This is a genomic window from Amycolatopsis sp. VC5-11, from assembly GCF_037034185.1.
In the GTDB taxonomy this organism is placed as follows: Bacteria; Actinomycetota; Actinomycetes; order Mycobacteriales; family Pseudonocardiaceae; genus Amycolatopsis; species Amycolatopsis nivea.
Genome location: NZ_JBAGKF010000003.1, coordinates 416,353 through 437,361 on the forward strand (window position 1 = coordinate 416,353; position 21,009 = coordinate 437,361).

Annotated in this window: 18 protein-coding genes; 9 read left to right on the plus strand and 9 right to left on the minus strand. The window is 70.9% G+C overall.

What is annotated here, in order from left to right; translation table 11 throughout:
• Window positions 1–40: 40 nt before the first annotated feature.
• Complete coding sequence (locus WA670_RS13500) at window positions 41–2,320, plus strand: FUSC family protein (protein ID WP_336157874.1); 2,280 nt, start codon at window positions 41–43, stop codon at window positions 2,318–2,320.
• A 12-nt stretch (window positions 2,321–2,332) separates the two neighbouring features.
• On the opposite strand, the gene WA670_RS13505 is transcribed toward WA670_RS13500, so the two are convergent.
• Window positions 2,333–2,974 carry a S1 family peptidase gene (locus tag WA670_RS13505; protein WP_336157875.1) on the minus strand — a complete coding sequence of 214 codons (642 nt, stop codon included), beginning with the start codon at window positions 2,972–2,974 and terminating at the stop codon, window positions 2,333–2,335.
• A gap of 322 nt (window positions 2,975–3,296) precedes the next feature.
• On the opposite strand from WA670_RS13505, the gene WA670_RS13510 reads away from it, so the two are divergent.
• Genes WA670_RS13510 through WA670_RS13530 form a run of 5 tightly spaced genes read left to right on the plus strand, consistent with a single transcriptional unit; the run spans window position 3,297 to window position 9,137 of the window.
• Window positions 3,297–4,238, plus strand: coding sequence for an ABC transporter permease (locus WA670_RS13510; protein WP_037805769.1), 942 nt, complete (start codon window positions 3,297–3,299; stop codon window positions 4,236–4,238).
• A complete protein-coding gene (locus tag WA670_RS13515; RefSeq protein ID WP_336157876.1) occupies window positions 4,235–5,236 on the plus strand; it encodes an ABC transporter permease in 1,002 nt (333 codons plus the stop codon). Before WA670_RS13510 ends, WA670_RS13515 begins: the two co-directional genes overlap by 4 nt.
• A gap of 19 nt (window positions 5,237–5,255) precedes the next feature.
• On the plus strand, window positions 5,256–6,944 hold the full coding sequence (locus tag WA670_RS13520) for an ABC transporter substrate-binding protein (RefSeq protein ID WP_336157877.1): 1,689 nt from the start codon (window positions 5,256–5,258) through the stop codon (window positions 6,942–6,944).
• Between the two features lie 4 nt (window positions 6,945–6,948).
• Window positions 6,949–8,565, plus strand: coding sequence for a dipeptide ABC transporter ATP-binding protein (locus tag WA670_RS13525; protein WP_134661597.1), 1,617 nt, complete (start codon window positions 6,949–6,951; stop codon window positions 8,563–8,565).
• Window positions 8,566–8,618: 53 nt separating this feature from the next.
• Window positions 8,619–9,137 (plus strand): dihydrofolate reductase family protein, encoded by a 519-nt coding sequence (locus tag WA670_RS13530; protein WP_336157878.1) that lies wholly within the window; start codon window positions 8,619–8,621, stop codon window positions 9,135–9,137.
• On the opposite strand, the gene pip is transcribed toward WA670_RS13530, so the two are convergent.
• Entirely contained in the window at window positions 9,134–10,078 is a 945-nt protein-coding gene (gene pip, locus WA670_RS13535; protein ID WP_336157879.1) for a prolyl aminopeptidase, read from the minus strand. The two genes, WA670_RS13530 and pip, sit on opposite strands and share 4 nt — an antisense overlap.
• A 143-nt stretch (window positions 10,079–10,221) precedes the next feature.
• Between pip and WA670_RS13540 the strand changes: the two genes are divergently transcribed.
• Entirely contained in the window at window positions 10,222–10,887 is a 666-nt protein-coding gene (locus tag WA670_RS13540; RefSeq protein WP_336157880.1) for a hypothetical protein, read from the plus strand.
• 55 nt (window positions 10,888–10,942) lie between these two features.
• The gene (locus WA670_RS13545; RefSeq protein WP_037805777.1) at window positions 10,943–11,797 is read left to right on the plus strand and encodes an SAM-dependent methyltransferase; all 855 of its coding nucleotides are present in this window, start codon (window positions 10,943–10,945) and stop codon (window positions 11,795–11,797) included.
• 3 nt (window positions 11,798–11,800) lie between these two features.
• Here the strand turns inward: WA670_RS13545 and WA670_RS13550 are convergent, their stop codons facing one another.
• The 6 genes from WA670_RS13550 to WA670_RS13575 all read right to left on the minus strand — a co-directional run bounded on the left by WA670_RS13550 (window position 11,801) and on the right by WA670_RS13575 (window position 18,460).
• On the minus strand, window positions 11,801–13,276 hold the full coding sequence (locus tag WA670_RS13550) for an APC family permease (RefSeq protein WP_336157881.1): 1,476 nt from the start codon (window positions 13,274–13,276) through the stop codon (window positions 11,801–11,803).
• A 33-nt stretch (window positions 13,277–13,309) separates the two neighbouring features.
• Window positions 13,310–14,653 carry an MFS transporter gene (locus tag WA670_RS13555; RefSeq protein ID WP_336157882.1) on the minus strand — a complete coding sequence of 448 codons (1,344 nt, stop codon included), beginning with the start codon at window positions 14,651–14,653 and terminating at the stop codon, window positions 13,310–13,312.
• Window positions 14,654–14,807: 154 nt separating this feature from the next.
• On the minus strand, window positions 14,808–16,214 hold the full coding sequence (locus WA670_RS13560; protein ID WP_336157883.1) for an aspartate ammonia-lyase: 1,407 nt from the start codon (window positions 16,212–16,214) through the stop codon (window positions 14,808–14,810).
• Window positions 16,215–16,239: 25 nt separating this feature from the next.
• Complete coding sequence (locus WA670_RS13565; protein ID WP_336157884.1) at window positions 16,240–17,364, minus strand: M20 family metallopeptidase; 1,125 nt, start codon at window positions 17,362–17,364, stop codon at window positions 16,240–16,242.
• Window positions 17,364–18,041 carry a DUF1028 domain-containing protein gene (locus tag WA670_RS13570; protein WP_037805785.1) on the minus strand — a complete coding sequence of 226 codons (678 nt, stop codon included), beginning with the start codon at window positions 18,039–18,041 and terminating at the stop codon, window positions 17,364–17,366. The genes WA670_RS13565 and WA670_RS13570 overlap by 1 nt, the downstream gene beginning before the upstream one ends.
• Window positions 18,038–18,460 carry a RidA family protein gene (locus tag WA670_RS13575; protein ID WP_037805786.1) on the minus strand — a complete coding sequence of 141 codons (423 nt, stop codon included), beginning with the start codon at window positions 18,458–18,460 and terminating at the stop codon, window positions 18,038–18,040. The genes WA670_RS13570 and WA670_RS13575 overlap by 4 nt, the downstream gene beginning before the upstream one ends.
• Before the next feature lie 226 nt (window positions 18,461–18,686).
• Between WA670_RS13575 and WA670_RS13580 the strand changes: the two genes are divergently transcribed.
• Window positions 18,687–19,967 (plus strand): flavin-containing monooxygenase, encoded by a 1,281-nt coding sequence (locus WA670_RS13580; protein ID WP_336157885.1) that lies wholly within the window; start codon window positions 18,687–18,689, stop codon window positions 19,965–19,967.
• 49 nt (window positions 19,968–20,016) lie between these two features.
• Here the strand turns inward: WA670_RS13580 and WA670_RS13585 are convergent, their stop codons facing one another.
• A complete protein-coding gene (locus tag WA670_RS13585; RefSeq protein ID WP_275293125.1) occupies window positions 20,017–20,955 on the minus strand; it encodes a beta-ketoacyl-ACP synthase III in 939 nt (312 codons plus the stop codon).
• Between the last annotated feature and the right edge of the window lie 54 nt (window positions 20,956–21,009).

Below are 21,009 nucleotides of genomic sequence, written 5' to 3' on the forward strand. Positions count from 1 at the left end.
TGAGCCGAAGAGGCGTCGCGGAAATATCGGTATCATACCGGTGATCGCGCACGAGGACGGGAAGGCGGGGTGGATGCTGCCCAGGGCAACGGAGATCCGGGACCGGGTGGCCGCCTCGGACCCGGGGCTGAGCCGGTTGCGCTCGGCGCTCGCGGCGACCGTGTCGATGGGCACCGCGCTGGGGGTGGAGTACCTGCTGGCGCATCTCACCGGCGCGGATCCGAAGGGCGCGCTGGTCGGGATGCTGCTCGGCGCGGTGGTCGCGATGATGGGGTCGATGGCCCTCGGCGACTCGCCCGCCTGGACGAAGACGAAGACCGCGGTGTTCTTCCCGGTCGCGTTCGGGGCCGGGATGGCGCCGGGGGCCGCGGTCGGCGCGCATCCGGACCTGATGCTCGTCGTCTTCGTCGTAGTGATGTTCCTGGCGGTGTTCGTCCGCCGGTTCGGGCCGGTTTTCTTCTTTTACGGCTTCATGGCCTGGATGGGCTATTTCTTCGCGTCGTTCCTGCACGCCAGCGTCGCGACGCTGCCTTCGCTGCTGCTCGCCGTGGTGGTGGCGTCGGCGTGGGTGCTGCTGTTGTCGCTGACGGTGCTGCGCACCAGCCCGAAACGCACGCTCGGCCAGGTGGTGCGCGCGTTCGACGCACGGGGCCGGGCGCTCGCCCGGTCCTGCGCGGATCTGCTGAGCAGCCCGGACCCGCATCAGGACGCGCGGCTCCGACGGCGAGTGCAGCGGCGGCAGGCGCGGATCGCCGAAGCGGCACTGATGATCGAGGCGTGGTCGGCACAACCCGGTGCGGTGCCGGAAGGTTTCTCGGCGGCCGCGCTCCGGCGCGCGATGGTCGACGCGCACCATCTGCTCGACCAGCTGGCGACCTCCGCGTGCGCGCTCGTCGACAGCGGTTCCGGACTGACCGTGCTGGCGGCGGAGGTGTCCGACCGGCTGGCCCGGCACGACGACCGGGGTGCGGCGCAGGTCGCGTACCGGCTGGCCGCGCTGGCGGAGCGGACGGGCGGCACGGCGGGCGGGTGGTGGCCCGCCCGGCACTTCGCGGCGGCCGCGCTCGAACTTGCCTCAGTGCTCGAACGGGCGCGGCGGCCCGGTGCGACCGGGGCCGAACCCGTCGACGATTTCCAGCCGGCGGTGGGCCTGGTCTTCGGCGCGCTGCCGGGTTCGGCGGCGGCCGCGGGCGAGGTCCCAGCCCGGCACGCCGGGTGGAACCCGTTGTCCCGCCTCGATTTCGTGAGCAGGCAGGCGGTGCAGGGCGCGATCGCCGGCGCGCTGGCGATCCTGGCGGGCAAGCAGTTGTCCGACGCCCGCTACTACTGGGCGGTGCTGGCCGCGTTCGTCATGTTCACCGGCACCGCCACCCGCACCGAAACCTTCCTCAAGGGCTTCAACCGGGTGCTCGGCACGTTCGTGGGACTCGCCGCGTCGATCGGCCTGGCCGCGCTGACCGCAGGCAACGCCGCGGCGGTGCTGGCGACCATCTGCGCGAGCATGTTCTTCGGCTTCTACCTGATCCGCCTGTCGTACGCGTACATGATCTTCTTCGTGACCATCATGGTCGGCCAGCTCTACAGCGTGCTGCACGAGTTCTCGCCCGGCCTGCTCCTGCTGCGGCTGGAGGAAACCGCGATCGGCGCGGCGGTCGGCCTGCTGGTCGCGCTGCTCGTGACCCCATTGTCCACTCGGGACACCGTGCGCACGGTGCGGAACAACCTCCTCGGCGCGCTGCACGAGGTGCTGACCGCCGCCGCGGCGCGGCTCGAGCGGAAACCCGGCGCAGAGGCGGACTTCGACGCCCTCGCCCGCGATCTCGACCACCGGCTGTACCAGCTCGCACTGGTCGCGCGCCCGCTGACCCGCCCGGTGCTCGGCGGCACGACCTCGCCCCGGTTGCGGCACCGGTTGTCGCTCTACGCCGCGCTGACCACGCACGGCAGGGCGCTCGCGGTCGCGATGCGGTCGCCCGGTTCGTGCACTCGGCATCCCGAAGGCCCGGTGGCGGCGTGCACCGCGCTCGCCGAGGCGGTCGAGGAATTGACCGCGGCTCCGCCGGGAACGGGTCGACCGGCCGCGGAGGGCCCGCTGGCGCGCGCCGACGTGGCCCTGTTCGCGTATACCCCGGCTGCCGCCGGAGAGCGGGCGAAAGACCCGGCTTTGCGCGCGCTGAGCCACCTTTACCACGTCTTGTGCGATCTGGCCGCGACCGGATCCGCCAGCCCTCGGAGGCTGTCGGCGCTGCCCGCGCCAACGGTCCCGCGGCTGTACCGGCAGGTCCGCGCGGGGATCCCAGGGGAGGCTCCGAGCGCGTGACGCACAGCGCGCTCAGGCGAGCGTTGCTCCGTAGGCGGCGAGCACCGGAGGCAACGGCTGGAAGAAGCTGACCTGGTTGTTCCCGCCGGACAGCACCCCGTACCCGACCCCGGCGTAGAACAACGGGCCGCCGCTGTCGCCGGCCCCGACCGGGATGTCCGTGGCGATCGTGCCGACGACCTGCTTGCCGTCGCCGAAGTTCACGGTCTGGTTGAGGCCCAAGACCTTTCCGCACGTCTTCTTGGTGGTCATGCCGCTCTTGCAGACCAGTTGCCCCACCTGCGGAGTGCCCGCGCGCAGGATCCGCTGGGTGCTGCCGTCGTACAGATCGACCTGGCTGTGCCCGGAACCTGAGCGGTCCTCGACGCGGCCGTAGTCGGTCACCGGGAAGTGGCTGTCCACATTGCGCCCGATGTCTTTCCAGTCGAGCCCGTGCTCGGTGCAGTGCCCCGCGGTGAGGAGGTAACGGACGTCCTTGACCAGGATCGCGAACCCGGCCGAGCAGTAGTAGGGCTCGCGCCCAGGGCCCGGCGAGACGGTGTACATCGCGTCGCCGCCGTTCACTGCCGCACCGGCCGCCGAGGCGGGCGGGCTGACCAGCAAGACGGCCGCGAAAACGAGCACTCCGGCCAGCTTGCGCGAGCAGCGAGACATCGGCGGGTCCTTCCGTCCACAGGAGACTGGCTACGTGCGCCCAGTCCAGTGCCGGGCGGGCGGCGGCACAAACGGAGTCAGCCGACCGTCCCGAGACTGCGTCCGAACGGGTGACAACAAGGCTGGCCGGACAGGTGTCCGCACGGCACACTGGCCCGGGCCGCGCGACCGCCGGTGACCTGCGCGAACACCACGTATTCCCGGGGGAGGTGCGATCTTGCCGGCGTCTCACGATCCGGGAAGGGCACCGCCGTCGTGGTGAATTTCCTTCGGGTTCTTTACTGTCACGTCGTCAAGTAACGCTGATCTGCATAGGGAACCGTTGTCCGACATCCTGTCGCCGGGCGGCGCCGGGGTCCCGGCGGCCGCTCCGGCCTCCCGGAACCTGTGGCGCGCGTTGCGGCACGACCGCTGGGCGCAAGCCAGCGCGGTCGTCATCGTGCTGGTGATCGTCACCGCTCTCGCGGCTCCTCTGCTCGCCCTGATCGAGGGCCAGGATCCGTACACGTACCACACCGACCTGCTCAATCCGGCCGACGGCACCGGCGCGGGATTCCTCGGCGGCATCAGCGGCAGCCACTGGTTCGGCGTCGAACCGCTGACCGGACGGGACCTCTTCGCGGTCGTCGCGTACGGCGCGCGCACGTCGTTCCTGATCGGGCTCGCCGCGACCGCGGTGTCGATGCTGCTGGGCGTGCTGCTCGGGGCGAGCGCCGGATACCTCGGCGGCTGGTGGGACACCGCGGTGAGCCGGGTGACCGACGTGCTGCTCGGATTCCCGCAGCTGATCTTCATGATCGCGCTCGGCGCGGTCGCCCCGCAGTCGATCCCGCGGCCGCTGCTGCTGATCGCGGTGATCGGGCTGTTCGGCTGGCCGCGGGTGGCCCGGGTGGTCCGCGCGCAGACGCTGAGCCTGCGCAACCGCGACTTCGTCAAGGCGGCCCGGGCGCTCGGCGCGGGCGGCGTGCACGTCTTCCGCCGCGAACTGCTGCCGAACCTGTGGGCGCCGATCATCGTGCTGGCGACGGTGAGCATCCCGGCCAACATCGGGCTGGAAGCCGCGCTGTCGTTCCTCGGCGTCGGCATCCCGCCGCCCACGCCGAGCTGGGGCCGTTCCATCAGCGACGCGATCAACTGGGTGCAGACCGATCCGATGTTCCTCATTTTCCCCGGCGCCGCGCTGTTCGTCGCGACGCTCGCGTTCAACATGCTCGGCGACGGGCTGCGCGACGCCCTCGACCCGAAGACGGCGGTCCGCCGGTGAACCGCACCCTGCGTTTCGTGGGCATCCGCCTGCTGGGCATGCTCGGCGTGCTGCTCGTGGTCAGCTTCGGCACCTTCGCGGTGTTCTACCTGCTGCCCACCGACCCGGCGTACATGTCCTGCGGCAAACCGTGCACGCCGGAGAACCTGGCGCTGGCGCGGGAGTTCATGGGCTTCGACAAGCCGTGGATCCAGCAGTACTTCGACTTCCTCGGCGGCATCTTCACCGGCCGCACCTTCGGCACCGGCGTGACCGCGATCGTCTGCTCCGCGCCCTGCTTCGGCTACTCGTTCCAGCAGAGCGAACCGGTGCTGACACTGATCGGCGACCGGCTGCCGATCACCGTCTCGCTGGCGATCGGCGCGTCGGTGATCTGGCTGATCGCCGGGGTCGCGACCGGGGTGTTCTCCGCGCTGCGGCGCGGGAAGTTCGCCGACCGGGCGGCGATGACGGTGACGCTCGCCGGGGTGTCCGCGCCCGCGTACCTGGTGGGGCTGCTGGGAATCCTGCTGTTCGGTTTCACGCTCGACGTGGTGCCGGTGAGCGGCTACGTCACGTTCGCGCAGAGCCCGGTCGAGTGGGCGTGGCACCTGGTGCTGCCGTGGCTGGTGCTGGCGTTCATCAACGCCGCGGTGTACGCCCGGCTCTCGCGCGGGCAGATGCTCGAAATCATGGGCGAGGACTTCATCCGCACCGCGCGGGCGGTCGGCCTGCCGGAGCGGACGGTCGTCGGAAAGTACGCGCTGCGCAACGTGTTGCTGCCGGTGGTGACGGTGTTCGCGGTCGACCTCGGCGCGCTGCTCGGCGGCGCGGTGATCACCGAGCGGGTGTTCGCGCTGCCCGGTCTCGGCGGGCTGCTCGTCGACGCCGTGCACCAGGTGGACCTGCCGGTGCTGATGGGCGTCAGCCTGTTCGCCGCCTTCTTCGTCGTCCTCGCGAACTTCGCGGTGGACGTGCTCTACGGGGTCCTCGACCCCCGCGCTCGGCTCGGTTCGTGAGAAAGGGAACGGAAAAACCATGGATCGCAGGGACTTCCTGAAGGCGCTCGGCATCACCGCCACGGTCACCGGGGCAGGGGCGTTCCTCGCCGCGTGCAACGCGAACGAGCAGTCCGGCGGCGGGGGAGCGGTCGCGGTTTCGTCCGGCGGCACGCTGTACATCCTCAGCGACACCACCTCGCAGCACCTCGACCCGGCGAAGAGCCAGAACCTGGCGATCACCACCATCAGCCTGGTGCACCGCAGGCTCACCGCGTGGAAGACCGCCGGGGACGGCCCGGCGACCGTGGTCCCGGACCTCGCCACCGACACCGGCCGGGCGAGCGCGGACGGCAAGACCTGGACCTACACGCTCAAGGACGGCCTGAAGATGGCCGACGGCACGCCGATCACCAGCGCCGAGATCAAGTACGGCATCGAGCGGTCGTTCGACTCGGCGTTCTCCGGCGGACTGGGCTACCACAAGAACCTGCTCGCCGGCGGCCCCGACTACAAGGGCCCGTTCAAGGGCGGCGAACTGGCGTCGATCGAGACGCCGGACCCGAAGACGATCGTGTTCCGCCTGGCCCGCCCGTACGGCGACTGGCCGTGGATCGCGAGCATGCCCGCGTTCGCCCCGGTGCCGAAGGGCAAGGGCACCGACGCGACCTACGACACGAAGCCGGTCGCGTCCGGCCCGTACCAGGTCGAGTCGTACCAGAAGGGCGTGCAGGTCAAGTTCGTCCGCAACCCGAACTGGGACGCCAAGACCGACCTCGCGCGCACTGGCCTGCCGGACTCGGTCGTGATCCAGATGGGCCAGGACACCGGCGTCGTCGCGAAGCGGCTGCTGGCCAGCCAGGGCAACGACGCGTTCGCGTTCGGCTCGTCGTTCGTGAACCCGGCGCAGCTGGCGCAGATCCGCACGAACCCGGCGGCGAAGAACCAGCTCGTCACGTCGAAGTCCGGCGCGCTGGCCTATCTCGCGCTGAACACCAAGCGCGGTCCGCTGGCGAATCCCAAGGTGCGCCAGGCGTTCCAGTACGCCGTGGACAAGACCGCCTACCAGGTCGCCGCCGCGGGCAGCGCGGACCTGGCCGGTCCGATCGCGACGACGCTGATCACCGAAGGCATCGCCGGGCGCGAGGTGTACGACCTCTACCCGGCCCCGCCGAACGGTGACGTGGCGAAGGCGAAGCAGCTGCTCGCCGAAGCGGGTTTCCCGAACGGCATCGACAACCTGGACTTCCCGGTGTCGACGGCCAACAACGAGGCGGACAAGGCGCAGGCGATCCAGGCCGCGCTGCAACGAGCGGGCATCCGCGCCAAGCTGCGCCCGCTCGACGACGAGGCGTGGACCACGCTGGTCACCGGCAACGACGGCAACTACGACCTGACGCTGGGCTCGTGGCAGCCGGACTTCCCGAGCGCCAACGCGAACATCGAGCCGCTGTTCGGCACGTCGGAGATCGGCAACGGCGGGTACAACGAGTCGCGCTACTCCGTGCCGGAGGTGGACGCGCTGATCACGCAGGCGCAGGGCACGGTCGACCCTGCGGCGGCCGGGAAGCTGTGGGCGAAGGCGGACAAGCGGATCATGCAGGACTCGCCAGTGGTCCCGCTGATCTACACGCGCAACTCGTTCCTGCACGGCGCGAAGGTCGGCAATTTCGCGATCGGCGCGTTCCCGGCGTACCCGAACTACCTCCAGATGGGCCTGGCGAAGTAATCCCGTGTCCGAGCAGCTGCTTTCCCTGCGCGACGTCTCCGTCCGGTTCGGTTCCGCCGAAGCGGTGCGGGAGGTGACGTTCGACGTGCGCCCCGGCGAGGTCGTCGCCCTCGTCGGGGAATCCGGTTCCGGCAAGTCGGTCACCGCGCTGTCGCTGCTCGGCCTGCTGCCGGACACCGCGACGGTGACCGGCTCCGCGGTGCTCGACGGCCGCGATCTGTACACAGTGGACGGTCCGGCGCTGCGCGCGGTGCGCGGCGGCGAGATCGGCATGGTGTTCCAGGAGCCGATGAGCGCGCTGAACCCGGTGTTCCGGATCGGCACGCAGCTCGTGGACGCGGTCCGGGCGCACCGGAAGGTGTCGCGGGCCGCCGCGCGGGAACGGGCCCGGGAACTGCTGGAACTCGTGGAACTGGACGCGCGGCGCGTGCTGCGGGCGTACCCGCACGAGCTGTCCGGCGGGCAGTTGCAGCGGGTGGTCATCGCGATCGCGCTGATCCACGACCCGAAACTGCTGGTCGCGGACGAGCCGACGACCGCGCTGGACGTCACCGTGCAAGCCGGGATCCTGCAGCTGCTGCGGTCGCTGCGGGACCGGCTCGGCACGGCGATCCTGCTGGTGACGCACGACATGGGCGTGGTCGCGGACGTCGCGGACCGGGTCGTGGTGCTGCGCGAGGGCCGGGTCGTCGAGCAGAACACCGCGGCCGGGCTGTTCGCCTCGCCGCAAGCCGACTACACGCGGGAACTGCTGGATTCGGTGCTGTCGCTGGGTTCCGCGCCCGGCGGTGCGGTGCGGCCGGCGTCGGCTCCGCTGGTGTCGGTGGAGGATCTCGCGGTGACCTACCGGGTCGGCGGCGGCGCCCCGCCGGTGCGCGCGGTCGACGGCGTGTCGCTGACCATCGGGACCGACGAGGTGCTCGGTCTCGTCGGCGAATCCGGTTCCGGCAAGAGCACCATCTCGTCCGTGCTGACCGGTTTGGTCGCTCCCTCGGCGGGCTCCGTGCGAATCGACGGCGTGGACGTCGCGCGCGCGTCGGCCCGGCAGCGGCGGGAGATCCGGCGGCAGATCGGGATCGTGTTCCAGAACCCGGCCTCCGCGCTCAACCCGCGCGCGACGATCGGCGCGAGCATCGCCGAACCCCTGGTGGTGCACGGCGAACGCGGCGAACACCGGGAGCGGGTCGCGGAACTGCTCGCCGCCGTGCGCCTGGACCCGGGCTGGAGCAACCGGTACCCGCACGAACTGTCCGGCGGGCAGCGGCAGCGGGTCGGGATCGCGCGGGCGCTGGCGCTGCGGCCGCGGCTGCTGATCGCGGACGAGCCGACGAGCGCGCTGGACGTCTCGGTGCAGGCCTCGGTGCTGGACCTGCTGGCGGACTTGCAGCGGGAACTGGCCTTCGCGTGCCTGTTCATCAGCCACGACCTGGCGGTGGTGGAGCGGGTCGCGGACCGGGTCGTCGTGCTGCACCACGGCAAGGTGGTCGAGGAGGGCCCGGTGGCGTCGGTGCTGGGCTCGCCGCAGGAGGACTACACGCGCCGATTGGTCGCCGCGGCTCCGGTGGCGGATCCGGAACGGCAGCGGGAACGCCGGGAGGCTTGGCGCGCGCTGTCCGGCTGACCGATGAGTTTCGGCCCTTCCGGGAGTCGGTACGGAAAACGGAAGGGGCTGACATGGGAAAGCTGCTGTACTCCGCCGCGATGTCGCTGGACGGGTTCATCGCCGGGCCCGGCGGGGACATGGGATGGCTCGCGCCGTACACCGGGGAAGCCGCCGACGACCTGGCCGCGGAGGTCGGCGCGCTGCTGGTCGGCCGCCGGACTTTCTCCGGCGACGACCCGTATCGCGGCACCGAGGGCGAAGGCAAGGCTTTCGGCGGCGGATGGGACGGGCCGCAGGTGGTCTTGACCCGGGGTGACGCGCCTGTGGTGCCCGGGGTGACGTTCTGCTCCTCGCTGGAGGAAGGCGTCGCGACGGCGCGGGCGGCGGCGGGGGAGAAGGCGGTGAACGTGCTGGGCGCTTCGGTCGGGCGGGTTTGTGTGGAGGCTGGCCTGCTGGACGAGGTCGTGGTGGTGGTGATGCCAGTGCTGCTCGGCGGCGGGGTGCGGCTGTTCGAACGGCTTGGTCCGCCGGTGCGGTTGGAGTTGCTGGCGCAGCGGGGGACGAGGCTGCGGTATCGCGTGTTGGCTTAGCGGTCCTCGAACCGGGCGATCGCTTCCAGCACCGCCGTCCCCATCGAGGGGCTGCCAGTGTGCCCCGCGTCGTCGATCACGACCAGTTCGGCGTCCGGCCATGCCTGGGCGAGCTGCCACGCCTTCCGCAGCGGTGCGCTCAGGTCGGCGCGTCCGTGGATCAGCACCGCCGGAATGCCGTGCAGCAGGTGGATGTCGCGCAGCAGCTGATCGTCCTCGAGCCAGGCGTGGTGGCGGTAGTAGTGCGCGCAGAGGCGGGCGAGCGTGATCAGTTCGTCGTCCGGGCCCGCGCTGAATTGGCCGGTTCGTCCGCCGACCCATTCGTGCGAGATCACCGCGTCTTCCCAGGCGCACCAATCGCGGGCGGCGCGGAGCTGAACCGCGCGGTCCGGGCTGGCGAGGAGCTGCGCGTACCCGGCGAGGAGGTCTCCGTCCGGGTCGGGCGCGCCTGCCCGGAACGCTTCCCATTGCGCGGGCAGCAGCCGCCGGACGCCGCGGTAGAGCCAGTCGATCTCGTCCGGCGACGAGGTGAACGCGGCGACCAGCACGATGCCGCTGACCCGTTCCGGATGCCGCTGCGCGTAGGCCAGCGCGAGCGTCGCGCCCCAGGAACCGGCGTAGAGCAGCCAGTTCTCGAAGCCGAGGTGGACGCGCAGCCGCTCCATGTCGGCGATCAGGCGGTCGAGGGTCTGGTGCTCCAGGCTCACCGCCGGGTCCGCGACGCTCGGCGTGCTCCGTCCGCAGCCGCGCTGGTCGAACACCACGACGCGGAACTTCTCCGGGTCGAAGCCGCTGCGGCCGAAGCTGCCGCCGCCTCCGCCGGGGCCGCCGTGGACGCACAGCACCGGCTTGCCGGAGCCGCTGGCGTCCCAGTAGATCTGCTGTCCGTCGCCGGCGTCGAGCATGCCGGTCGCGTCGGGTTCGACCGAAAACGGCCGCATCGCGGGCCTCCTCCCCGGGCCGGAAACCCGTCGAGCGTACTGGATCACGCCCGAGCCGGGTTTACAGCGCGGACCGGGGGTCCCTAGGATCTGGCGCGCCGGAAGCGCCGCGGACGCGCGGCCCCGGAGGGGTGGAGGTCTGGATGGGGAACCCGGAGTCCGGCAGCGACCTCGAGTCGGTCGCGAATCTCGTGCGGCTGTCCGAGACGGCGCCGATGCCCCGGATCGACGGCAGCGAACCCCCGCCGCTGGTGCGCCGCCGGGCCGACAGCGCCGACGAACCGACCTCGGCGTTCGGCGGGGTCCTCGACGTTTCGACCGGCTCCCCGGCCGAACAGCTCGCCAAACGCGGCCCGGCGCCCGCCGCCGATCCGCCCGCGCCGGCCGCCGCGACCGCGCCGCCCGCTCAGCGAAAGCCGCGCTACGGCCTCTTCGCCGGTGCCGCGGTGGTCGTGTGCGCGGGGCTGGGCTCGTGGGCGTTATGGCCGTCGGCGTCCGGCGGGACTGACTCGCAGCCGGTGCAGCCGCCGCCCGCTCCGGTCCGCACCACGTCGTCCGCGCCGCCCGCGGTGAGCACGCTCAGCGCGTCCCCGGCCCCGGCGAGCGACCAGGTGCGCGACACGGTGATCCGGGCCAGCAGCCGTCCCGCGACGACCGCGCCGCCGCCGCGCGTCCAGCCGACGCAGAACCCGCAGCAGGACAGCCGGGACCAGTCCCACGACTCGATGGAAGACGCGTTCCGCTCGGCGGTCAGCTCGTACATGGAGCAATGGGGTAACGGCGACGGGCCGCGCCGCTGGCACGGCTGAGCGGCAGTACTACTCTGAGTAGGTCACTGCCGACCGACCGCTCCGCGAGGTGTCCATGACCGGCTCGTCGTCCCCGTTGTCGCCCAGCCAGGTGCCGGTGGGGGTGGACCCGAACCGCCCGAGCATCGCGCGGATCTACGACGGGTTCCTCGGCGGGAGCCACCACTACGAGGTGGACCGCGCGGTGATGGAGAAGATCAGCACGGCGGTCCCGGAGGCGGTGCACATCGCGCGCGGCAACCGCGGTTTCCACAACCGCGCGCTGCGCATGCTGGCGAGCCAGACCGACATCCGCCAGTTCCTCGACTGCGGTTCCGGCCTGCCGACCGCCGAGAACACCCACCAGATCGTCCAGCGCTACCACCGCGACGCGCACGTGGTGTACGTCGACAACGACCCGGTGGTGCTCGCGCACGGCCGCGCGCTGCTGGAGGACAACGACTTCACGCACATGGTCGAGGCCGACATCTTCGAGCCGCGGGCCGTGCTGCAGCACGAAACCGTGCGCGAGTACATCGACTTCTCGGAGCCGGTCGCGCTCCTGCACATCGGCACCATGCACCACTACGAGGGCGACGGTGCGGTCGAGGTGATGCGCGAGTACATCGACGCCCTCGCGCCCGGTTCGTACGTCGCCATGGCGCACTTCTACGACCCCGAGGTGCCGGAGCTGACCGCGGTCGCGAAGCGGATCGAGGAGATCCTCGTGTCCGGACCGCTGGGCGCTGGGCGGTTCCGGACCCGCGCCGAGATCGAGGCGATGCTGCCCGGTCTCGAACTGCTCCCGCCAAGCCGGACGGACGGGCCCGGCTTGTCGGTCGCCGACGAGTGGTGGCAGGACGGGCCGAGGCTGAAGCCGCTGAGCGACGCCGCCCGGTGCGTGGCGGGTGTGGTGGGCCGGAAGGTCTGATTCCTACGCCGGTTGCGGGACTTCCGCGACCGGCGCGGGTTGCCTGCGGGCGATGAGGTAGCCGACGAACCCGAACCCGATCAGCACCGCCAGGGTTCCGGCAGTGAACAGTTCGAAGGTCAGCCGCGACACGCCCCAGGTGCCCTCGAAGTCGTAGGGCACCCCGAGCGCGCGGTCCAGCACCCCGGGCACCACCGTCTGCCACGCGCCCAGCAGGATCCACGCGTAGATCAGCACCGAGCTGACCCACAGCCCGATCCGTCCGCCGGGAACCCGGAACGGGCGGTCCGCCGCGGGGTATTTCCGCCGCAGCACCAGGATCGTCGGGAAGATCAGCAGGTACGACAGCAGCAGCGTGCTCACCGCGATGTTGAGCACCACCGCGAACACCGCCGAGGCCGAACTGCTCTGCACGATCGTCGCCACCACCGTGAACGCGGTCGCGACCACGCCGGAGAGCAGGTTGACCCGCAACGGCGTGTTGAGCTTCGGATGGAACGCCCCGAACCATCGCGGGAACGCGCCGTCGACGGCGGCCATCGCCTGGATGCGGTCCGAGGCGATCATCCACGAGCAGCCCTGGTTCAGCAGGACGAAAATGAACACGACGGCGGCGAGCGTCAGCATCGCGTCCGCAGCGCCGCCGTAGACGGAGAACACCTGGCGCACCGCGTCGAGGAACCCGCCGAGCCCGTTGATCTTGTCCGGCGGCATCACCAGCACGATCCCGAAAACCGGCACCAGGTAGCACAACGCCGACACGAGACCGGAAACGCCGACCGTGATCGGGACGTCGCGCCGCGGGTTGTGCATCTCCTCGGCGGCGCCGTTGGGCGCCTCGAAGCCGACGAGGGCGAACATCAAAACCGGGACCACGGCGAGGAACCCGCCGATGGTGGGGGAGAAGGCCAGCGAGCCGTGGACGCCGTTGCGCGCCGCGTAGATCGCCGCGGTGACGGCGAAAAGCACCACGAGCCCGACCTTCAGCAAGGCCCCGGCGGCGATGAACCACTTGCCGTACCGCAGGCTCACCACCGCGCCGAGGATCGCCAGCCAGATGAAAACCAGCTTGAACGCGTAGTCCGCGAACCCGCCCGGCGAGGCCGGCACGAGGTACTGCTGCCAGGTCGCCGCCGCGAGGAAGGTGATCGATCCGCCGAGCCACACCGGGTTGGTGATCCAGTACAGCAGCGTGCCGAGCGCGGCGGGCAGCTTCCCGAACGCGAGGCGCAGCCAGACGAACGGCCCGCCCTCCGCCGGGAACGCGCTCCCCAGTTCGGCCATGACCAGGCCGTACGGGAACAGGAACAGCACGAGGAGCACGGCGGTCCAGGTGACCGCCTCCGCCCCCGAGGTCGCGATCTGGCCGATGGTGTCCACCGAGATGATGGCCGCGATCGCGAGGAAGATCGAGTCGATCCGGCGCAGATTCCGGCGCAGGTTTCCGGATTCGCTGTTGACGAAGGTGGGTTCGGACACGCTTCACCGCCTTTGGTGAATCGAGGGAGGGAGTCAGGCTTCGGTGTTCTCCAGGTCTTCCTTGTGCAGCAACGGGGTTCCGGCGGTCTCGCGCATCGAGAACGCGGCGACGAGACCGACCGCCGCGGCGGCCATCAGGTACGGGCCGGGCACGAGCGTGCTGCCGGTCGCGGAAATCAGGACGGTCATCAGGTACGGCACGGTGCCCGCGAACAGCGCCGCGGTGATGTTGTACGCGATGGACAGTCCGCTTTGCCGGGTGCGGGTCGGGAAGATCTCCGCCGACCACACCGCGTAGGTGCCGAGGATCGCCGCCAGGATGGCGCCGAGGGCGAGCCCGCCGATCCAGGTGCCGACGAGGCCGGTGCGCATCAGCAGGTAGGCGGGGATGGCGAAGACGAACAGCGCCGCGCCCGCGCCGATCAGGACCGGCCGTCGCCCGACCCGGTCGGAAAGGCGGCCGAAGAACGGCACGAGGACCAGCCCGACGAGCGAGATCACCGTGGACAGTGCCGCCGCGCTGCCGGACGAGTGGCCGAGGTAGTCGGTCTCGTAGGTGACCAGGTAGGTGAGCACGGCGTAGAACGGCACGTGCATCATCGTCATCAGCCCGGCCGCCTGGAGCAGCTGCTTCTTGTTGTGGCGGAACAGTTCCCGGACCGGGCTGCGGGGCACGTTGTCGGTCGCTTCGAGGGCGCGGTACTCGGGCGTGTCCTCGATCTTGCTGCGGATGACGAACCCGATGATGCCCAGCGGCGCGGCGATCAGGAACGGGACGCGCCAGCCCCACGACGCCAGCTGCGCGTTCGTCAGGCCGATCGACAGCAGCAGGAACACGAACGAACCGGCGAGGAAGCCCAGCAGCGAACCGACTTCCAGCCAGCTGACGCCGAACCCGCGCCGCCGCCGCGGCGCGTACTCGGCGAGGAAGCTCGCCGCGCTGCCGAATTCGCCGCCCGCGGCGAGGCCCTGCAACAGGCGCAGCAGCACCAGCAGGATCGGGGCCGCGATGCCGATCGTCGAGTAGCCCGGCAGCAGGCCGATCACGAGCGTGGCCCCGGACATCACGAAGATGACCACCGACAGCGTGCGCTTGCGGCCGACCTTGTCGCCCAGCGGCCCGAAGATCAGCGCGCCGACCGGCCGGATCCCGAACGACACCGCGAAGACGCCGAACACCGCGAGCAGGCCCGCGGTCGAGTTGCCTGCCGGGAAGAACACCGAGGCGATGGTGCCGGCGAGGTAGGCGTAGGCGGCCCAGTCGAACCAGTGCACGAAGACGCCGACGGCACCGGCCGCGACACTGCGGCGCAGCGTCGCGGGATCGGCGCTCTGTTCGGCGAGGTCGGGCGCCGGAGAGGCGTCGGATGCGGTCATGAATGGCCTCCTTGGACCGGTTCTCCGGGAGGACGCTAAGAGCGGCCCACGGCATCTAACAAGAAGTAATAAGCAAAGCAATGCATCGGTTCGAGTTATGCAGAAGCGCTGAGCTGTGCCGATACGAGGGGCTGACGGCGGCGAAACACCGTGTTCACGTGCGGGACGGCCCGCCAGTGAGGGCCTGCGGGGTGATCAGCGCGCCCACCTGGTCGTCGGTCAGCAACCGCCGTTCCCGCACCAGTTCCAAGGCCGGGCGTCCGGTTTGGTGCGCTTCCAGGGCGAGCCCGCACGCGGTTTCGTAGCCGAGCGCCGGGCTCAGCGCGGTGACCAATCCGGTCGAGGTGGCGACGAGGTCGGCGAGGTGCTCTCGGCGCGCGGTGATGCCGCGTACGCAGTGTTCGGCGAGCACCCGGGCGCCGGCGGTGAGGTGGTCGAGCCCGGCGGTCAGCGCTCGCGCGATGATCGGTTCGAAGGCGTTGAGCTGGAGCTGCCCGCCCTCGGCGGCGAACGTGATCGTCACGTCGTGGCCGATGATTTCGAAGGCGATCTGGTTGACCGCCTCCGGGACGACGGGGTTGACCTTGCCCGGCATGATCGAGGACCCGGCCTGCCGGGCGGGCAGTTCGATCTCGCCGAACCCGGCCTGCGGCCCGGACGAGAGCAACCGGAGATCGTTGCAGATCTTGGACACTTTGACCGCCACGCGTTTCAGCACGCCGGACAGCTGCACGAACACGCCGACGTCCTGGGTCGCCTCGATCAGGTCGGGCGCGGAGACGAGCGTCGCGATGCCGGTCAGCTCGCGCAGGTGCGCGACAGCCCGCTCGCGGTACCCGGGACGCGCGTTGAGACCGGTGCCGATCGCGGTGCCGCCGAGGTTCAGCTCGTGCAGCAGCAACCGGGCTTCGGCGAGCCGCTGTTCGTCCTCGCCGAGCGTGGCGGCGAACGCGCCGAACTCCTGGCCGAGCGTCATCGGGACGGCGTCCTGCAGCTGGGTGCGGCCCATCTTGAGGACGTCGGCGAACTCGATCGCCTTGTCCGCGAACGCTTCCCGCAGCCCGGCGAGCGCGGCGAGCAGTTCGGCGAGATGCCGGTCGAGGGCGAGTTTGACCGCGGTGGGGTAGACGTCGTTGGTGCTCTGGCCGAGGTTGACGTGGTCGAGCGGATGCAGCTCGGTGTACTCGCCGCGCGCGTGGCCGAGCAGTTCCAGGGCGCGGTTGGCGATGACCTCGTTGGCGTTCATGTTCGTCGACGTCCCGGCACCGCCCTGGATGAGGTCGACGACGAACTGGTCGTGCAGCCGACCGCTCCGGATTTCCGCGCACGCCTGCCCGATCGCCGCGGCTCGGTCCGGCGGGAGGGCACCGACTTCCGCGTTGGCCCGCGCGGCGGCCTCCTTGACGGTGGCGAGCGCGGCGACGAGATGCGGCCGGTCGGCGAGGGTTTCGCCGGTGATGGGGAAGTTGACCAGCGCACGGGCGGTGTGCGCGCCGTAGTAGACGTCGCCGGGCACGCTGATTTCGCCGAGCATGTCGTGCTCGGAGCGGGTGCTGGACATCGGTGTCCTTCCCGGTGCAGGAGGTTCAGAGGGTGCGGTCGACGCCGGTCCACGCCAGCGCGATAGCGCCGTCGAGCAGGGCGCGCTCCGCGGTGCCGCCGACGCAGTGCGCGGCGAATTCGCGCTGGTGGTTGATCGCGGGCAGCGACCCGATGCCGATGTAGGGATGAATCGCGGGCACGACCTGCGAGACGTTGCCCATGTCGGTGGACGCGCGGTTCATCCGCGACGCCGTGCCGTCCGGCGCGAACTCGCGGCCGAGTTCGAGGGCGTTGGCGCGATAGGCGGCCAAAGCCGGTTCATCGGCGCGGAATTCGGCGTATGGCTTGCTTTCCGGCTCGACCCTCAGCTCGCAGCCAGTGGCCAGTGCCCCGGCCTCGAAAGCCCGCATGACGCGTGGCTCCAATTCGGACAGTTCCGCCAGCGTCTCGGCTCGCACGTACCACCGGCCGGACGCGTGCTCGGGGATCGCGTTGGGGGCGTCCCCGGCGTGCGTCACGATCCCGTGCACGCGTGCCGAGGCCGGAAGTTGTTGCCGCAGAAGGCCGATCGCGACCTGGGCGACGGTGAACGCGTCGGCGGCGTTGACCCCGGCTTCGGGATACGCGGCCGCGTGCGCGGACTTGCCGGTGTAGGAGATCTTCGAGTGGCTGACGGCGAACGGCCGCGCTTCGGCGACGTCGACCGGCGCCGGGTGCACCATCATCGCGAGGTCGACCCCCGCGAAAGCGCCGCGCTCCAGCAGTTCGATCTTCCCGCCACCGCCCTCCTCAGCCGGGGTTCCGTAGACCTCGACGGTGATCCCGAGGTCGTCGGCGACCTGGGCGAGCCCCAGCGCGGCCCCGATTGAGCTGGCCGCGATGAGGTTGTGCCCGCACGCGTGGCCCAGGCCAGGCAGCGCGTCGTACTCGGCGCACAGCGCGATCCGCCGGGGCCCGGAGCCGAAGCTGGCGTGGAACGCGGTGTCCAGACCGAGGTACTTCGCCGTGACCGCGAACCCGGCCCGGTCGAGCAGTTCCGGCACCGCGGCGGCCGCGCGATGCTCTTCCCACGCGGTTTCCGGGTCCGCGTGCAGGCGCTCGGACAGCTGGATCAGCTCGTCGGCGTGCCGCTCGACCGCGGCGCGGGCGGCCGCTTTGGGGGTGGCCATCACTCGTCTCCCGGCACGCCGTAGGACGGCGCGGCGGCGGGGTTCAGGCCGCGGGTGACGTAGTCGTCGCGCTGGGGGAGCCAGACGTCGAGGAGTTCGGCGAGCTGCTCGATCGGCTCGTCCGCCCAGTCCACGCGCAGATCGGTGACCGGCCAGTCCGCCCCGGACACGACGACCAGCCCGGCTGACCGCACCGGGCCTTCCTCGCCGCCCGCCGCGAGCCCGGCCCGCATCGCCGCGACGAGGCGTTGTTCCAGCTCGCCGGTGGCGTCGGTGAAAGCGTCCACCATGGACTGTGGGATGTGGTTACCCGCCAGCATGTTGCCCGCCACCACTACGCCGTCCGCTGTCGCCGACGCGTGCGTGCCGAGGGTTTTCGAGCCGCTGTAAGCGAAACCGGGCCCGGTCTGGCCGAGCACGGTCAGCTGCCGGTACTCGATGTGCTCCGCCGCCGACGTGACCTCGGCGAGCGCCTTTTCCGGGTCGCCGTGCTCGGCGAGCCGGTCCAGCAGGCGTCCGCCGAGCCGCGGGTCGGTGATGTTCTGCGAGGCGGCCGCGCCGAGGCCCGGGCGCAGGTGCGCGACCCGGGCGACGACCGCCGGACTGGACGAGCTGGCCGCGATGCCGAATCGGACGGTGCCGCCGGACGTGTCGCGGGCGACGATCGAAAAGGTCACTTCTCCTCCTCCGGGATCACCGCGATGGCGTCGATCTCGCACAGCCACTCCGGCCGGGCGAGCGCGGACACGACCACGCCGGTCGAGATCGGGTGCACGCCCTTGGTCCAGCGCCCGACGGTGCGGTAGACCGCCTCGCGGTAGCGCGGGTCGACGAGGTAGATGGTGAGCTTGACCAGGTGTTCCATCCGGCTGCCCGCTTCTTCGAGCAGCATCTTGATGTTCGCCATCGCCTGCTCGGCCTGCGCGGCGACGTCGCCGATCCCGACCGATTCGCTCGTGTCGAGGTCCTGCCCGATCTGGCCGCGCACGTAGACCGTGCCGTTGGCGACGACGGCCTGGCACAGGTCGTTGTCGAGGTTCTGCTCCGGGTAGGTGTCCCGCGTGTTGAACGGGCGGATGCGACGGTGGACAGTCACTGCGGGGCCTTCCGTGCGGCGGTCGTCGGACGCCTCAGCCTGACCGCGCCGCCGAGGTTCTGTCCAGTAGATGTTTCCGGACCAATGCATCGGTTGAATCGATGCACCCTGCATCGGGAAAACAGATCTTGAGTGCCGGAAACATCTGTTGGACACGGGCAGTGCGGGCCGTGAGGATCCGGGGAGGCGGCGCTGAACCGCGCCGGAGCCGGAGCGGAGGTCTGGGATGTCGAGCGAACAGGTGGAGGCCCTCGTCGTGGGCGGGGGACAGGCCGGCCTGGCGATGAGCGAGCACCTGAGCGAGTGCGGCGTGCCGCACGTCGTCCTGGAACGGAACCGGATCGCCGAACGCTGGCGCTCGGAACGGTGGGACTCGCTCGTCGCGAACGGCCCGGCGTGGCACGACCGGTTTCCCGGCCTGGAATTTCCCGACGTGGCCCCTGGTGAGTTCGCGTCGAAGGAACAGGTCGCGAACTATTTCGAGGCGTACGCGGAAAAAATCGCCGCTCCGGTCCGCACTGGAGTGGAGGTGACGTCCGTGCGCCGGCACGAGGGCAGGCCCGGATTCCGCGTCGAAACCTCGGACGGCGCCCTCGACGCCCGGTACGTCATCGCCGCGACGGGCCCGTTCCAGCGTCCGGTGATCCCGCCGATCGTGCCCGCCGATGCCGGACCGGTGCAGCTGCACTCCAGCGGTTACCGGAACCCCGGGCAGCTTCCCGAAGGCGCGGTCTTGGTGGTCGGCGCGGGTTCGTCAGGCGTGCAGATCGCCGAGGAACTCCGCCGCGCCGGACGCGAGGTGTACCTGTCCGTCGGCCCGCACGACCGGCCGCCGCGCAGCTACCGCGACCGCGACTTCTGCTGGTGGCTGGGCGTTCTGGGCAAGTGGGACGCCGAGACGCCGCCCGCCGGAGCGGAGCACGTCACCATCGCGGTGAGCGGCGCTCGCGGCGGGCACACCGTGGACTTCCGTGCACTGGCCGGGCTCGGCATCACGCTCGTCGGCATGACCGGTGCCTATGCCGAAGGCAAGCTCAGCTTCGCGACCGACCTGGCGAAGAACATCGCGGCGGGCGACGAGAATTACCTTGCCCTGCTTGACGAAGCCGACGCCTACGTGGCCCGCAACGGCCTCGACCTGCCCGAGGAACCGTCCGCCCGCGACCTGGGCCCGGACCCGGCGTGCGTCACCGATCCGCTGCTGGAACTGGATTTGGCCGCGGCCGGGGTGACCTCGATCGTCTGGGCCACGGGGTTCGCCGTCGACTACAGCTGGCTGCAGGTGGACGCCTTCGACGAGAACGGACGGCCGAAGCACCGTCGCGGAGTGTCGGTGGAGCCGGGCGTGTACTTCATCGGCTTGCCGTGGCTGGCGCGGCGCGGGTCGAGTTTCATTTGGGGTGTCTGGCACGACGCGAAGTTCGTGGCCGATCACGTGGCGATTCAGCGCGGGTACCAGAGCCAGCCCTCGACGGCGGCCAGCCAGCGGTCCGGCGCCCAGGAATGAATGCGGTGCCGGACGCTGACCTGGACCGTTTTCGCCGGGCCCAGGTCCTTCACGGACACGTCACGACCTGCCCGGCCCAGGAGAGCCCGCCGCCGAACGCGAACAGCAGCACCGGCCCGCCGGACGGCAGCTCGCCGCGCGAGACCATTTTGGACAGTGCGAGTGGGACGGACGCCGCCGACGTGTTGCCGGAATCCACCACGTCGCGGCCGATCACCACGTCCTCGCGCAGTTCGAGCCGGGCGGTCAGTGCCTCGATGATCCGCAGATTCGCCTGATGGGTGACGACCCCGGCGAGGTCGGTGGTGGCGATGCCCGCGCGAGCGCAGGCTTCCGCCGCGACGGCGGGCAGTTCCTGGGTCGCCCAGCGGAACACCGACTGGCCGTCTTGCGCGAACGCGGGCTGCCATTCGTCCACGAGCCGGACCAGTTGCCGGCGCGTCGGGTCGGAGCCCCAGACGACCGGGCCGACCGCCGGAGCGTCGGCCGTGCTGAGGATTGCGGCACCCGCGCCGTCGCCGAGGAGGACGCAGGTGCTGCGGTCGGTCCAGTCGGTGATGTCCGACATCTTCTCCGCGCCGATGACCAGCGCGTGCCGGGCCGCACCGGCTTGGACGGCGTGGTCCGCGGTGGCGAGTGCGGTGCAGAAGCCGGCGCAGCCGTTGTTGAGGTCGAAACAGACCGCGGCCGGAATGCCGAGACGGCCCGCGACCTGGGCGGCGATCGACGGGCAGCGATCGATCGCGCTGCAGGTGGCGACCACGACCAGGCCGATCTCGCCGGGTTCGAGCCCGGCCCCGGCGAGCGCCTTCGCGGCGGCTTCGGCGGCCAGGTCGGCGACCGAGCCGTCCGCGATGTGCCGGGTGGCGATGCCGGTGCGGCGGCGGATCCACTCGTCGGTCGTGTCGACCATGTCTTCGAGGTCGGCGTTGGTCAGCACGCGGGCGGGCTGGTGGTGGCCGAGTGCGGTGATGCGGGAAGCGGGCATCTGGGTCTCCTCACGGGGTCCGGCTCAATATAGCGACCGATCGTTCGTAATCTA